The organism is Chlamydia poikilotherma (assembly GCF_900239975.1).
Taxonomy (GTDB): Bacteria; Chlamydiota; Chlamydiia; order Chlamydiales; family Chlamydiaceae; genus Chlamydia; species Chlamydia poikilotherma.
This window is the reverse complement of record NZ_LS992154.1, coordinates 941,468-955,035: the sequence shown is the minus strand read 5'-3', so window position 1 is coordinate 955,035 and position 13,568 is coordinate 941,468. Positions and strand designations below refer to the sequence as shown.

Sequence of the window (13,568 nt, the reverse complement as noted above, 5' to 3'; positions counted from 1 at the left end):
TTTAATGAGTGAATGCCCGATAGATTTTGTAACTAATGATTTCTTAGGTTTCTCCCGTTCTGCAACGTTAGTCAATGAAATTGAGAGACGTTACCGTTTATATTGTGATGAATTTCCTCAAGCACAACTGGGAGCACGAGGTTCTCGAGCTATTGTCGGTCCTTCCCTAATTCTACAGAATTTAGAAAAGAAAATAGTAGATTTTCATAATGCTGAAGCTGCATGTATTGTTCATAGTGGCTATATGGCGAATCTAGGATTTTGTTATCACGTCTCTAAAGATACCGATATGGTATTTTGGGATGAGTCTGTGCACGTATCCGTTGTGCAAAGTTTAAAGATGATCTCTGGGAAACAGCAAGCATTTCAACATAATGATTTGAATGCTTTAGAATCTTTACTTGTCTCTCATAGAGCAGTTTCATCAGGAAGAATCTTTATTTTCGTCTGTTCCATATACTCTTTTTCTGGAACATTAGCTCCTCTTGAAGAACTTATAATTCTTTCGAAAAAATATGGCGCTCACCTGATTGTAGACGAAGCTCATGCTATGGGTGTTTTTGGTGAAGAGGGGCGCGGATTATGTTATGAATGGGGATATGAGAATTTTTATTCTGTACTTGTGACTTATAGTAAGGCTATGGGAGCTATGGGAGCAGCAATTCTTTCTTCTTCAGAAGTCAAAACAGAATTGATGTTGAACTCTCCGCCTTTGCGTTATACTACAGCATTAGCTCCTCACGCATTGATTACAATAGATGCGGCTTATGATCATCTACTTTTAGAGGGTAAACATTTTAGGAAACAGATTTTTAGCTTGAAGGCATATTTTCAGAAACATTTTGGATTGCATTCACAATGTTGTGGTCAGCCTATCTTTTTAAGAGATTTCAATAAGGATCTTCTTATTTCAATGTTGGATGAGGTTAATTTACGTGTTGGATTAATGACTTTTGTAAATAAGCCTTTTATACGAGTAAATTTCCATGCATATAATACTCAGGATGAGGTCGATATCTTAATTGCTATGTTGTATAGTTATTTAGAAAAATGTTGTTGTGGGATCGACATCGATCATGAACTTCACTTTGGGTGATAGTTTCGCTGATAATAAAGCTTCATGAAGCTTTTTATTTATCGGCAGAACTTGTTTGCTTTTTATCAAAAATTGATACCGAAATACATCTTTGATTTTAAAATGTCCACAAGGAGTGATTTGCATGAGTTGTGTATGAATGTCTAGTTGTTTTCCAATTAGTGTGTGAATGCGATGAGCTTCTTTCCAAGTTAACTTGGGACATTTTCCTATGAATATACAGCGTACAAGACGAATAAATGGTGGATAGCTACATAATTCTCTTCCGGGGATCTCTTGGTTGTAAAAAGCAGGATAGTCTTGTTGCATGGCGCAACGAATCGTGTTGTGATCTGGAAGAAAAGATTGAATGAGTACCTCTCCGGGAAGATGGCTTCTCCCTGATCTTCCTGTTACTTGAGTAATGAGTTGGAATACCTGTTCAGAAGCTCGGAAATCAGGAATATAAAGGCCCGAGTCGCCATTTAAAATTATTGCTAGAGTGACTGCCGGAAAATGCATACCCTTAGCAATCATTTGTGTGCCTATCAAAATATCAGCTTTTCCTGTAGCGAATTGTTTTAATAAGGATTCATGGCTTCCTTTAAATTTCGTGGTGTCAGAATCAATACGTATCGTGCGAACCTGTGGGAAGATACTATGAAGCACCTTCTCTATTTTTTCAGTCCCTGATCCACGATATTGTAAAGTCATGACGCCATGACATTTTGGGCAGGATGTTTGAGGATCTTTAGGTGAGGAGTTACAAAGATGACAGAGAAGAACATTAGCATATTTATGAAAAGTCAATACCATGTCGCAATGAGGACATTTCAAAGTGTGTTTACATGAGGAGCATGAAACATTTGTATGGTAGCCACGACGATTAAAGAAAACGAGAACCTGCTCACCAACAGTAAGACGTTTTTCAATACCTTTAATTGCTGCTTGTGAAAATAATGTTTTTGTTTTTGTCTTTTCTCTCTCCATATTCATATCGATAAGTGAGACTTTAGCAGGACAGGCAGCAGCAGCGCGTGTTGATAATTCTGAAAGGATATATTTACCCGATAATGCATTGGAATAGCTTTCTAGACTCGGGGTGGCACTTCCTAGTATCACAGTAGCATTAGCAAGTTTTCCTCGCATAACCGCAACATCACGGGCATGATAACAGGGATGGCTTTCACTTTGTTTATATGCAGGATCATGCTCTTCATCAACGATGATTAATCCTAATTTTTGTAAAGGACAAAATAAGGCAGATCTCGGACCTATGATGATACTAATATTCCCCTTTGAAGCTTCTCTCCAGGTCTTATTTCTATCACTGTCACTGAGCTTGTGATGGAGAATACCAACTTCTTTCCCAAAATGTGCTTTAAATAAGGTGACTGTTTGTATGGTAAGAGCGATTTCAGGAACTAAAAGGATAGCACTTTTCCCCAATTTCCTTGCCTCACGAATAGCTTGGAAATATACCTCTGTTTTTCCACTCCCTGTTACACCAAAAAGAAGATGAGTTTGAAATTTTCCCGAGGATAAAGAAGAAGAAACCTTGTCCAAAGCAGATTGTTGCTGAGGATATAAAGGATGGGGATCAGGTAGGAAAAATGTTAAACTATCTTCTTGAATTTCAAGATCTGCAGCATTGGCAATTTCAATAATACCAAGTTTTTCTAGGGAATGGATAGGGGATTGGGAAATCTTAGCTTTATCCATAAGCTCAGAAAGGCCCGGAGGAGAATTGTAAGCTAGTAATGTTTTTAAAGCTGCTGCTTGCGAAGGAGATTCCTTTTGAATGGAAAGAATCATTTCTTTTGTCTTCGCTTTACTTTGTTTGAGTATAACTCGGTAGTGTTGTTTTGGTTGTATAATGCTTGAGGATATTCCTGGGAGTACTAAACGTAATGTCTTTCCTAAAGGGGCAAAATAGTACTGGCTCATCCAAAACATAAGTTCTAAAAGGTCTTGGGGTAGTACAATTCCAGAACCAATAACACCTAGGATCGGTAAAACTCGTTTACATTCTGTTGCTGTTTTAATTTGATGAACGATCCCATACTTTTTTGCGCCCCGTAAAGAGACACTAACACCTGCACCTTTAGTAATGTGTTCAAGATTTTCAGGGAGCCCGTAGTCTAATACCTTATTGATATTGGAGTTTACTATGACTTCTGCGTATAGGCGAAAGGTAGTTGTTTCAATATTACCCATAGATCTCGTTTCAATTGCGGATCATTTTCATAATATACTGAAGAATAAATAGGAATCCAAGTACACCCATCCTTAGTGAACGATTGATGATAACGTACATTGGACATTTTATAACGTATCATCGTTAAAGGTGCTAGACATAAAGAGAAGCTCTTATTCTTGTGAAAAATATCTTTATGACCTGTTAATAAGATGAGTCGAGAAGGAAAAATTTGTTGGGTGACAATTTTTGTTAACCTATTGAAAAATAAGACTTCTTCATCTTTTTCTTCGTCTACAAAAATCCCGCATGGGATATCTAAAGGCGTTTTTATACACTGTGCTTGTAAGGTAGTGTAACGAAATTTGAGAATTTCTTCTTTGGATAGATCTGGAGGAGGCGGTATACATTCCCATGAAGATTTTTTTATACGTTCATGAACAATGGTTAGGGGAGGTTCTTCATTGTTTTGGAGTGGATTGCTTAGAGGATTTTCTAATTTTTTATCTACTATGCTAGGTTGAGGAGTAGTTTTTGATTTAATAGGTATAGAAGTTTTTATAGGAATTCTGTTTATTTCTTCCTTGAGATTTAGGGAGATAAGCTTTGCTAATGGTGGATAATATGGCTCTAAATAGCGATTAATGATTTCTTGTAAAATTAAAGGAATCGAGGAATTCGGATGTGTCATACGAATATAAAAATGGCAAAGATATCTACGGATTCACTATAGATATAGATGGTTTATTCATCCACGCTCTTTGTTCCCGAATGTGAAAATCCCCTTGCTTTTTACGCACAACAGGATAATACACTACGGTAAATAAGGGAAAATTCTACACTATTTTTTTAAGAGGATTTGCATGAAACGTTGGTTGCAAGGAAGTTTAATAGCTCTCTGTTTATTACTCACCCTGCCTTGTTGTGCAGCAAAAAGACGTTCTCATTATCAAAAGGACTCCGGGAAACCCGCTATCCAGCAAGTGAGTGCTTCGGGAGTTAAATGGGAAAGTTATATCGATGCTGTTCAACAATCGGGAAAAGATAAAAAACCTATAGGTCTATTTTTCACAGGTTCCGATTGGTGTATTTGGTGTATAAAAATGCAGGATCAGATTTTAAATACTTCTGAATTTCAGAATTATGCTAATGACAATTTGCATATGGTGGAATTGGATTTCCCACAGTCCAATAATCAACCTGCAGATATAAAGGAGCAAAACCAGGCTTTAAAATCCAGATACGGTGTAAACGGATTCCCAACATTAGTCTTTATTGATGCTAATGGAACCGAGAAAGCTAGAATGGGATTTGAATATGGTGGTGGTGAGAATTACGTTAAGAAAATCCAAGCTGCTTTGCATAGAAAATAGTAAATCTCTTCTTAAAGAATTTTAGAGAGGAGATCTTCCTCTCTAAAGTTCTCTTTTTCTCTTAATTAAACATTCATCTTTTTTATTGTTTTTGAGAAAATCCCTATCTTACAGTGAACTTTTAATACCCATTTTCTTTGGATAGCATCGAATTTCTTGCATTGTAGATTATGTTCTCGAAAATAGAGCAATCTTTGGAAAATAAGAAATAGGCAAAAGGATTTAGAAAAAATGTCAGAAGCTGAATACCTAACACAAGAAGATTTTCTCCAAAGAAGTAATAAACTCCAGGAAATATCCGACCTAGGTATTAATCCTTATCCTTATGAATTTCCAGGAACAACTAGTGTTGAGGAGATCAAAAAAGAGTATGCGTCACAGACTCTTGGTAATAGCGAAGATGCTACAAATAGGAAAACTCCTAAGGTGAAAGTCTCTGGGCGCATGGTGCTTTTTCGTTCTATGGGAAAGAATGCTTTTGCTCAAATCTTAGATAATGATCAAAAAATCCAAATCATGTTCAACAGAGATTTCTCTTTGGTTGAAGGTCTATCTAAAGATGCAGAGGTTACTTCGATAAAATTCATAGAGAAGAAGCTGGATCTTGGAGATATTTTAGGGATCGAAGGTTACCTATTTTTCACGCATTCCGGAGAACTCACTATTCTTGTAGAGACTGTCACTTTGCTATGCAAAGCATTAATTTCTCTCCCTGATAAACATGCAGGATTAAGTGATAAAGAGATTCGTTATAGAAAGCGTTGGTTAGACCTGATTTCTTCTGATGAAGTGCGTCAAACTTTTTTAAAAAGAAGTCGTATTATTAAATTGATCCGCCAGTACATGGATGCTCAGGGATTTATAGAGGTAGAAACTCCTATATTACAAAATGTTTACGGTGGTGCTGAAGCAACGCCTTTTATAACCACGTTGAATGCTTTGCATTCAGAAGTGTTCTTAAGGATTTCTCCTGAGATTTCTTTAAAAAAAATCCTTGTTGGAGGAACTCCACGTATTTATGAAATCGGTAAAGTATTTAGGAATGAGGGGATTGATAGAACCCATAATCCTGAATTTACTATGATTGAGGCCTACGCAACTAACGTGGATTATCATAGCGTTATGGCATACGTGGAGAATCTTGTTGAATACTTAGTCTGTGCGTTAAATGATGGCAGTACTATTTTAACCTACTCACATTTGAAACAAGGGCCGCAGTCTGTTGATTTTAAAGCTCCTTGGATTCGTATGACTATGAAAGATAGTATCAAGACGTATGGAGATATAGATGTCGATCTTCATGCAGATCATGAATTACGCCATATTTTAAAAGAACGTACTTCATTACCGGAAGAATCTTATGCAACGGCACCAAGAGGTTTATTAATCGCCGCACTGTTTGATGAGTTAGTATGTGATAAATTGATTGCTCCTCACCATATTACTGATCATCCCATAGAGACAACTCCTTTGTGTAAGTCTTTGCGTTCAGGAGAGGCAGATTTTGTAGAGCGTTTTGAAAGTTTTTGCTTGGGGAAAGAACTTTGCAATGCCTATTCAGAGTTGAATGATCCATTGCGTCAAAGAATGCTTTTAGAAAAGCAAATGGAGAAAAAAGTCTTAGATCCCGATAGTGAATATCATCCTATTGATGAAGAGTTTTTAGAAGCCTTATGTCAAGGGGTTCCTCCTGCAGGAGGATTTGGAATAGGGATCGATCGTTTGGTGATGATTCTTACTGATTCGGCCTCTATTCGTGATGTTTTATATTTCCCAGCTATGCGTCGTTTAGAATCAGAAAATGACTAAAGTTTTTTTACTTTAGGTCCTGATTTAGCATCCTCAATAATGTAGCCAAAGGAAGCAATCTGATCTCGAAGAATATCTGCCTGCTTCCAATTTTTTTCTCTACGAGCCATTTCTCGTTTCTCGACAAGTTGCATTACCTCATTGGGGATTTCTAGATCAGCAGAGAAAGAAATCACACCAAGTACGGTGTTGATTTTCTTCATAATGTCTAAAACATAATCGGCATCAGCTTGTGTGAAGTTCGCTTTATCAATGGTTGAGTTCGTTTGATGGATAAAATCAAATAAAGCTGCAAGAGCTGCTGCTATGTTTAAATCATTGGCAATAGCTTCTGAGAACGTGTGTAAAAATACTTTTCCTTGCTGACTTATATTTTCTGAAACTTTTGAGTTTTCAGGATAGGAATTTTCTAATCGGAAAATAAAATCACGTAAGCGTTTTAGTGCTTGTCGACATGCCAATAATCCTTCTTCTGTGAAGTTTAATTGCATTCTATAATGGCTTTGTAAGAGCATATAACGAATTTCTTCTCCAGAAAACCCACGATCCAATAAGTTTCTTAATGTGAAAAAATTGCCTAAACTTTTCGACATTTTTTTCCCATCGACAAGAAGATGCTCCGAATGGAGCCAATAACGAGAAAAAGGTTTATGAGATAAAGATTCTGATTGAGCGATTTCATTTTCGTGATGAGGAAAGATATTATCTACACCACCTGCATGAATATCAATAGAAGTCCCGAGAAGCTCCATAGCCATGATTGAGCATTCGAGATGCCATCCTGGACGCCCTTTACCAAAGGGACTTTCCCAGTAAATGTGACCATCTCTCTTTTCATCATATGCTTTCCATAATACGAAATCAGAAAGATTTTCTTTGTCATATTCATCAGAGTTTACTCTAGAGCAGCATTGCAAATCTTGTAATTTCAATTGAGATAACTTGCCATATGTTGGAAATTTTCCTATGGAAAAATATATAGAACCGTCTTGACCCACATAGGCAATTTCATCATTTAAAAGCTGTTTAATAGCTTCAATCATTTGAGGAATATAGTGCGTAGCATGGGGATAGACATCTGCGGGTAGGATATTTAACTTGGCGATATCTTCAAAAAAAGCTTGTGTGTACGGAGCAGTATAAACATCTAAGGAGACATTTTTTTTACAAGCTCCTGCCAAAGTCTTATCGTCTACATCTGTAATATTCATAATATGTTTTACAGAGTATCCAAAGAATAAAAGAGTCCGTTTTAATAAATCTTCAAATACATACGTGCGAAAATTTCCGATGTGTGCGTAGTCATAGACCGTAGGACCACACGTATATAATTTCACAGTATCGTTAGAAGAAAAAATCTCTTTTGTTCTCGATGCCGTATTATACAAATAAAGGTTCTGTTTATTTTCAGATGATTGTCTCATGTATAGACTCTCAGAAGTTCTAATTTTCACCGAATGAGAGCGTCAACTTAAGCGTGTGATAAGGTGCTATACTAACGCCTCAATATGAAAGAAGAGTATATTTTCTTGTGACTTTAACATAAGATCGTTTCTCGATCCATGGTTTTTCTAAGGAACGTAGTAGAGAAATTAATAATACAAGATTATTTAAAAGAAGAATTAATCTAAGGATTTTACGCATAAATATTCCTAAGAAATACATGATTATTTAATCCAATAGACAATTGTGTTTGATTGTAGAAAAGATCAAAACTTTTAAGTGGTGTTTTTTATTTCGTTTTAATAAAAAAAAGACTATACAACAAGGATGGTTGATAGAATGCCCTGAGAGCATTCTGTGACGCCTAAATAGAACGAGTTGCGTCCTATTCACTCGGAGAAGGAGAGGAAGCCCATGATCCTGTTACAGATTATGAAGAAATATTCTTTGAAGCAACTGAAGATATTAACAACGTTTCTATTAGGTGCAAGTTCTCTAAGTTTGCATGGCGTTGTTCATGACAATTCTTCTAAGCTTGTTTGGCATGTAGATTATAATGAGGCTGTGAAAAAAAGCCGCGATTCTGAACTGCCAATGTTAATCTTTTTTTCTGGTTCCGATTGGAACGGTTCGTGCATGAAAATTCGTAAAGAGGTTCTTACTTCTTTAGAATTTTCCAAAAAGGTGAACGGTAATTTCATATGTTTAGAAGTAGATTTTCCTCGACATTCTTCACAGAGTGAAACACTACGCACACAGAATGCTTATCTAAAAACTAAGTTCAAAATTGATGAATTCCCATGCCTTCTTCTACTTTCTCATGAAGGAAGAGAGATTTATAAAATCGGTTCTTTTGGTAATGAAACGGGAGAAAATTTAGGCGACAGTCTATGTCATATCATTGAGAGTGATTTCTTAATAAGTAACGCCTACCCAATTATTCATACACTCTCTATGGAAGAGCTTCAGAAGTATTATCGACTTTCTGAAGAGCTCGCACGAAAAGATTTCATGGCAAAAGCCTTAGAATTGGGCGTGCGTAATGATGATTACTTCTTTTTATCAGAAAAGTATCGTCTTCTTGTTGAAGGCGGAAGAATGGATTCTGAAGAATGTCAGCGGGTAAAACGTAAGTTGCTTAATAAAGATCCCAGAAATGAAAAATATACTCACTTTACTGTTGCTTTGATTGAGTTTCAAGAATTGGCAAAGAGGTCTCAAGAGGGCGTACGCCAAGATCCAAGTCAAGTAATAGCTCCTTTAGAATCTTATTTAGCAGAATTCGGTCAGGAAGATCAGGAAAACGTTTGGAGAATTGAGATGATGATAGCTCAATTTTACTTAGATTCTGACCAATGGAAAAGTGCTTTACAGCATGCCGAGGTTGCCTTTGAAACGGCACCTAAGGAAGTGCGGTCTCACATTTCTCATTCTTTGGACTACATTCGACACCAGTCATAGGCTTGCTTTTTCCTGGTTTGCTGTTGAGTGCTTCGGGAATTTGTTGAGTAAAATCTTGAAGCAGGTCTTTAAATTTAGGTTGTTGTTTATTTTTGGGCATAACAACAATTTGACAAGCTGGAAGAGAATGACGTTTCTGACGAAAAGCTTCGCGCACAAGTCGTTTAAAATAATTCCTTTTATGTGCTTTCCCGAACTTTTTTGATACGGTTATTCCTAACTTGCAACATCCAGAGTATTTAGATGGAGCAACATGAAAAATAACCTGACTACCTTGACAATGAGATCCTGCTCGCGAGATATAGAGAAATTGCCTTCTCTTCAATACACGAGCATATTTGGGTAAGGTTGATCGATGCACAAAACAAAATATTTTATAGGTCGACTAGATTGTGTCTGCCATGACGGCGACGGCGATTTAGTAAGTTTCTTCCGTTTTTTGTAGCCATACGGGTGCGGAAGCCCACAGAATTTCGACGCTTTCTTTTGCTAGGTTGATAAGTTCGTTTCACAGTACCTTCCTATGGTTTCTAATCTTTCCTAGTCTATTGAATGAGTGCACTAGAAAAAACTCTCCATAAGTTTATAAAATTGGATTAATAAGATCAAGAGAACTAAAGAGATTCTTGCTTGAGATGATGGAACTTATCGTCTAGTTAAGTCTGCTGTTGTCAAAAAGTGCCAAAGAGATTAAATTAGTTCCTTTTAGCGATATTCGATAATTTAGAGTGTCTTGCTCTCTATTGGAGAGAGGCCATCAGGGTATAGTTTTCATGAAAGTGAGTTCATCTATCAAAGCAGATCCTTCAAAGGGAGATAAGCTTGTTCGTCGTAAAGGGCGCCTTTATGTTATTAATAAAAAGGACCCTAATCGTAAACAACGTCAAACGGGCCCTGCGCGTAAAAAATAATTTAATAAGTTTTAGGTAAGAACGCATGGCGAAAAAGTCAGCAGTAGCGAGAGAAAATAAGCGCCGACGATTAGTAGAGGCGAACTACAAAAAAAGAAGCGAGCTTCGCAACATTGCAAAAAGCTTAACTGCTAGCGAAGAAGAGAAGGAAAATGCACGTGTGGCATTGAATAAGATGAGAAGAGACACGGCTCCTATTCGTTTACACAATAGATGCTTGTTAACAGGTCGTCCTCGTGGTTATCTAAGAAAATTCGCTATTTCTAGAATTTGTTTTAGAGAGATGGCTTCCATGGGAGAGATTCCTGGAGTTGTCAAAGCTAGTTGGTAGGATTTCTAGAATTATATATCTACTACTAGAAATGATGCGTTAGATTTTTTTAAGATTATTTAAGAATTTTTAACGCTTCGTTGAGTTCTGGGATGTTCCTTACTCTTTCCCAATTTTCCATTCCCTTTTTCCAAACCCAGATATCCTCAGGATTTGTATTTTCTGCAGTATGTTTTTCTTTATCTCTAAGGAATAGAAGAAGATCCTCTAGAAATATGGGACCAACATTCTGTTTCTCTTTATTTAGATAAAACCATTTTTCTGTATCTCTAGGCACCTGATCAACGGGAGGTGGGGATGAAATAACAGAAGAATCTTCTAAAATAGAATGCAAAATATTATTGGATGGTTCGTTATCATCAGAAGACGAGGTAGAATTACCATTCTTAGGGGGAAGGTCCGGGAGGATAAGGAGTATGATGATTCCGAAGAACCCAAAGCACATACCCGCAAGAAACCAACCAATTGGATTACGATTTTTTTTAACAGCCAGATAAGCGGCTAAAAACCCTAACAGAATGTAAATCAAAAAAAAAGAAATAGGAAGCATTGAGGGTAGCATATTAACCGCTCGACCATTAGACTAATCACTAGCGCTTATTATTTCTATAGATTACATTTCTCGCTAGCGAAATAGGCACATAGGAGGAATATGGATAAGCAAAATTTAAAACTAGATGTGAAAGAAATTGAATTTCCAGAGACTGTATTCAGCCGTGATATAGAGACTCGTGTAATTCAAGTAATTATTTTACATTGTTTAGCTAAAATCAACGGGGTTTCTCTTTTAGGGGGAAATTTAATTGATACTTTATTCGGTAGAGATATCGAGAGAATGAAGGGAATCTACGTAGAACAAGATTCTAAAAATCATTTAGTAAAAGTTCGTGTCGAAGTAAACGTTGATTACGGTGTTTCTATACCAGAAAAAACCGAAGAAATTCAGGGCTGTATAGTTTCTGAAATATCTGAATATACAGGTCTTCATGTGGCCTCTGTTCATGTGATCATTAAGGGATTAACTCAGCCTAAGGATCGCTCTGAATCAGAATCAGAAGATGAATTAGAAGAATTATGTGTTGCAGATCTACCCTCAGCTGAAGACTTTTTAGAGGAAATAAAGGAAGAAGTTGAAGAATAATATTCTTTTCAGTCTTCAGTAGACTCTGTCTTCTCAGCTTGCTTAGCCAGCAATTGTTTAATGTCTTTTTTCGTTAGCCCAGGGATAGTTTCAAGCTCTCCCTGGGAGGCTTTCATAACTTGTTTCCAGCTTTTAAATTTTTGTAGTAAACGCTTCCTTTTTATTTCTCCAATTCCTGGAATTTTCTCTTGAGGTGATAAGAGATCTTTATTTCGTTTTTTCCGATGTCTACTGATTGCAAATCTATGTGCTTCGTCACGAAGTTTTTGAAAAAATTGTAAAAGCTTGGATGTTGCAGATAAATGGATTCCTTGAGGGAAAGTGTCGCAGAATAATTTTTCGTTTCTTAACGAGCTGCTATGGTTGCTTGCTTCTTTAGCTATGGAGACAACCTGAATCCCTGTAAGATTAAGTTCTTTTAATGTTTTTTTTGCCTGAGAATATTGTGTCCGGCCTCCATCTATGACAATCATATTCGGAAGAGAAGAAGTGAGTGAATTAAATCTACGGGATAATACTTCATGGAAAGCTCCTAGATCATTATGCGCAGAAGTTGAGATAGAGAATGTTCTATAATTTTTTGGAGATAAAGCATCATTCTCGTAGACAATATATACCCCAACAGCATGAGAACCTTGTAGATGAGCATTGTCATAGCATTCTATGCGATAAGGGTAATCTGGTGATTTTAGAATTTTTTTCATCTCTTCATAAGGTAGTCCCGAAGATTGTATGGCCGTTTCCGCATGTACTTTAGCATTGTTTTTAGCTAGGTTTAGTAGTTCTTTCCCATAACCTGTTTTCGGAGAGCGTAATTGTGGAGGTGCATCTTTGTTTAATAGATATGGAAGATCGGGGATATTTAGAGGAATAGGAGTAAGAATTTCTTTGGGGGGCTGTGGTTGATTTGCATAGTATTGTAAAATAAAAGAGGACAGCAAATCAGTATCTTCCTGAGCATTTTCTGAAAATGGGAAATGACGAGCTCCAAGTAATTTTCCTGAACGCACTGTTAAAACAGTAATAACTGTTTCTCGGTTTTTTCTATACAGACCAATAGCATCAAGGTTTTGAAAATGAAACTTTTCTACATGCTGTTTTACCATAGCCTGTTGAATAAGCTTTAACGTACGATAATAAACTCCTGCTTGTTCGAACTTTTGTTCTTGAGAGGCCTTTTCAATAGATTTTTCTAAATCTTGAATGATTTCTGAGACCTTACCTTTTAAAAATAGTATGGCTTTTTCCAAAGTCTCTTCATATTCCTCGTGAGAACATAAATTTACACAGGGTGCTAAGCACCGTTTCATCTCATAAAGGATGCATGGACGTTTTCTCGAAGAGAATTCCTGATTGGAACAAGTGCGTAAGGGAAACCATTGATTGATAACTTCTAAAAGGGTTCGACAGGCCTCCCCACTTACGTACGGGCCAAAAATTATCTGTTTTTTTGAAGATGTAACTGCCTTGGTGCGGATAGCATCTATTTTTGGCCAAGGATGTGTTAGAGATATTGCGAGACAGAAAAAGGTCTTATCATCTTTTAAAAGTACGTTATATTTCGGATGATATTTTTTGATTAAGTTATTTTCTAAAAGAAGAGCTTCGGTTTCATTAGAAACTAAAATTGTTTCTATATCGGTTGTTTTCTTCATTAAGAAAGGGATTCTTTCTCTAGAATCCCCTTGTTTCTGAAAATACGTTGTTATGCGATTCCGTAAATTTTTTGCCTTTCCGATATACAATACTTCTCCGGAACTGTCTTTCATGAGATAAACACCTGGAGATGTGGGAATCAGTTTCGGAGTAAAATCCTTGACATGCATA

14 protein-coding genes are annotated in these 13,568 nt (G+C 36.6%); 7 read left to right on the top strand and 7 right to left on the bottom strand.

The genetic code is table 11. From position 1 onward, the window contains the following. The first annotated feature begins 4 nt into the window (after positions 1-4). Complete coding sequence (locus C10C_RS04265) at positions 5-1,096, top strand: aminotransferase class I/II-fold pyridoxal phosphate-dependent enzyme (protein ID WP_117274588.1); 1,092 nt, start codon at positions 5-7, stop codon at positions 1,094-1,096. Here C10C_RS04265 and priA read toward each other — a convergent pair. Further along, the gene (gene priA, locus C10C_RS04260; RefSeq protein ID WP_117274587.1) at positions 1,043-3,292 is read right to left on the bottom strand and encodes a primosomal protein N'; all 2,250 of its coding nucleotides are present in this window, start codon (positions 3,290-3,292) and stop codon (positions 1,043-1,045) included. The genes C10C_RS04265 and priA overlap by 54 nt on opposite strands. Further along, a complete protein-coding gene (locus tag C10C_RS04255) occupies positions 3,244-3,963 on the bottom strand; it encodes a hypothetical protein (protein ID WP_117274586.1) in 720 nt (239 codons plus the stop codon). Before C10C_RS04255 ends, priA begins: the two co-directional genes overlap by 49 nt. A 172-nt stretch (positions 3,964-4,135) precedes the next feature. On the opposite strand from C10C_RS04255, the gene dsbH reads away from it, so the two are divergent. Together dsbH and lysS are read left to right on the top strand one after the other, a co-directional pair. After that, positions 4,136-4,645: a disulfide reductase DsbH gene (dsbH, locus tag C10C_RS04250; protein WP_174222237.1), complete on the top strand. Its 510-nt coding sequence runs from the start codon at positions 4,136-4,138 to the stop codon at positions 4,643-4,645. A 231-nt stretch (positions 4,646-4,876) separates the two neighbouring features. Next, a complete protein-coding gene (gene lysS, locus C10C_RS04245; RefSeq protein WP_117274584.1) occupies positions 4,877-6,454 on the top strand; it encodes a lysine--tRNA ligase in 1,578 nt (525 codons plus the stop codon). Here lysS and cysS read toward each other — a convergent pair. Then, positions 6,451-7,878 carry a cysteine--tRNA ligase gene (cysS, locus tag C10C_RS04240; protein ID WP_117274583.1) on the bottom strand — a complete coding sequence of 476 codons (1,428 nt, stop codon included), beginning with the start codon at positions 7,876-7,878 and terminating at the stop codon, positions 6,451-6,453. The two genes, lysS and cysS, sit on opposite strands and share 4 nt — an antisense overlap. Before the next feature lie 433 nt (positions 7,879-8,311). Here cysS and C10C_RS04235 point away from each other — a divergent pair, with 433 nt between their 5' ends. Then, positions 8,312-9,358, top strand: a complete 1,047-nt coding sequence (locus C10C_RS04235) for a thioredoxin family protein (RefSeq protein WP_117274582.1) — start codon at positions 8,312-8,314, stop codon at positions 9,356-9,358. On the opposite strand, the gene rnpA is transcribed toward C10C_RS04235, so the two are convergent. After that, positions 9,300-9,719: a ribonuclease P protein component gene (rnpA, locus tag C10C_RS04230; RefSeq protein WP_117274581.1), complete on the bottom strand. Its 420-nt coding sequence runs from the start codon at positions 9,717-9,719 to the stop codon at positions 9,300-9,302. The genes C10C_RS04235 and rnpA overlap by 59 nt on opposite strands. A gap of 13 nt (positions 9,720-9,732) precedes the next feature. Further along, a complete protein-coding gene (rpmH, locus tag C10C_RS04225) occupies positions 9,733-9,870 on the bottom strand; it encodes a 50S ribosomal protein L34 (RefSeq protein WP_020359129.1) in 138 nt (45 codons plus the stop codon). A gap of 261 nt (positions 9,871-10,131) precedes the next feature. Here rpmH and rpmJ point away from each other — a divergent pair, with 261 nt between their 5' ends. Together rpmJ and rpsN are read left to right on the top strand one after the other, a co-directional pair. Continuing rightward, positions 10,132-10,269 carry a 50S ribosomal protein L36 gene (rpmJ, locus tag C10C_RS04220; protein WP_117274580.1) on the top strand — a complete coding sequence of 46 codons (138 nt, stop codon included), beginning with the start codon at positions 10,132-10,134 and terminating at the stop codon, positions 10,267-10,269. 25 nt (positions 10,270-10,294) lie between these two features. After that, a complete protein-coding gene (gene rpsN / locus C10C_RS04215) occupies positions 10,295-10,600 on the top strand; it encodes a 30S ribosomal protein S14 (RefSeq protein WP_117274579.1) in 306 nt (101 codons plus the stop codon). 55 nt (positions 10,601-10,655) lie between these two features. Here rpsN and C10C_RS04210 read toward each other — a convergent pair whose 3' ends face one another. Continuing rightward, on the bottom strand, positions 10,656-11,162 hold the full coding sequence (locus C10C_RS04210) for a DUF4339 domain-containing protein (protein WP_117274578.1): 507 nt from the start codon (positions 11,160-11,162) through the stop codon (positions 10,656-10,658). 90 nt (positions 11,163-11,252) lie between these two features. Between C10C_RS04210 and C10C_RS04205 the strand changes: the two genes are divergently transcribed. Beyond that, positions 11,253-11,741, top strand: coding sequence for an Asp23/Gls24 family envelope stress response protein (locus C10C_RS04205; protein ID WP_117274577.1), 489 nt, complete (start codon positions 11,253-11,255; stop codon positions 11,739-11,741). Positions 11,742-11,749: 8 nt separating this feature from the next. On the opposite strand, the gene uvrC is transcribed toward C10C_RS04205, so the two are convergent. Beyond that, complete coding sequence (uvrC, locus tag C10C_RS04200) at positions 11,750-13,567, bottom strand: excinuclease ABC subunit UvrC (RefSeq protein WP_117274576.1); 1,818 nt, start codon at positions 13,565-13,567, stop codon at positions 11,750-11,752. Position 13,568: the final 1 nt, after the last annotated feature.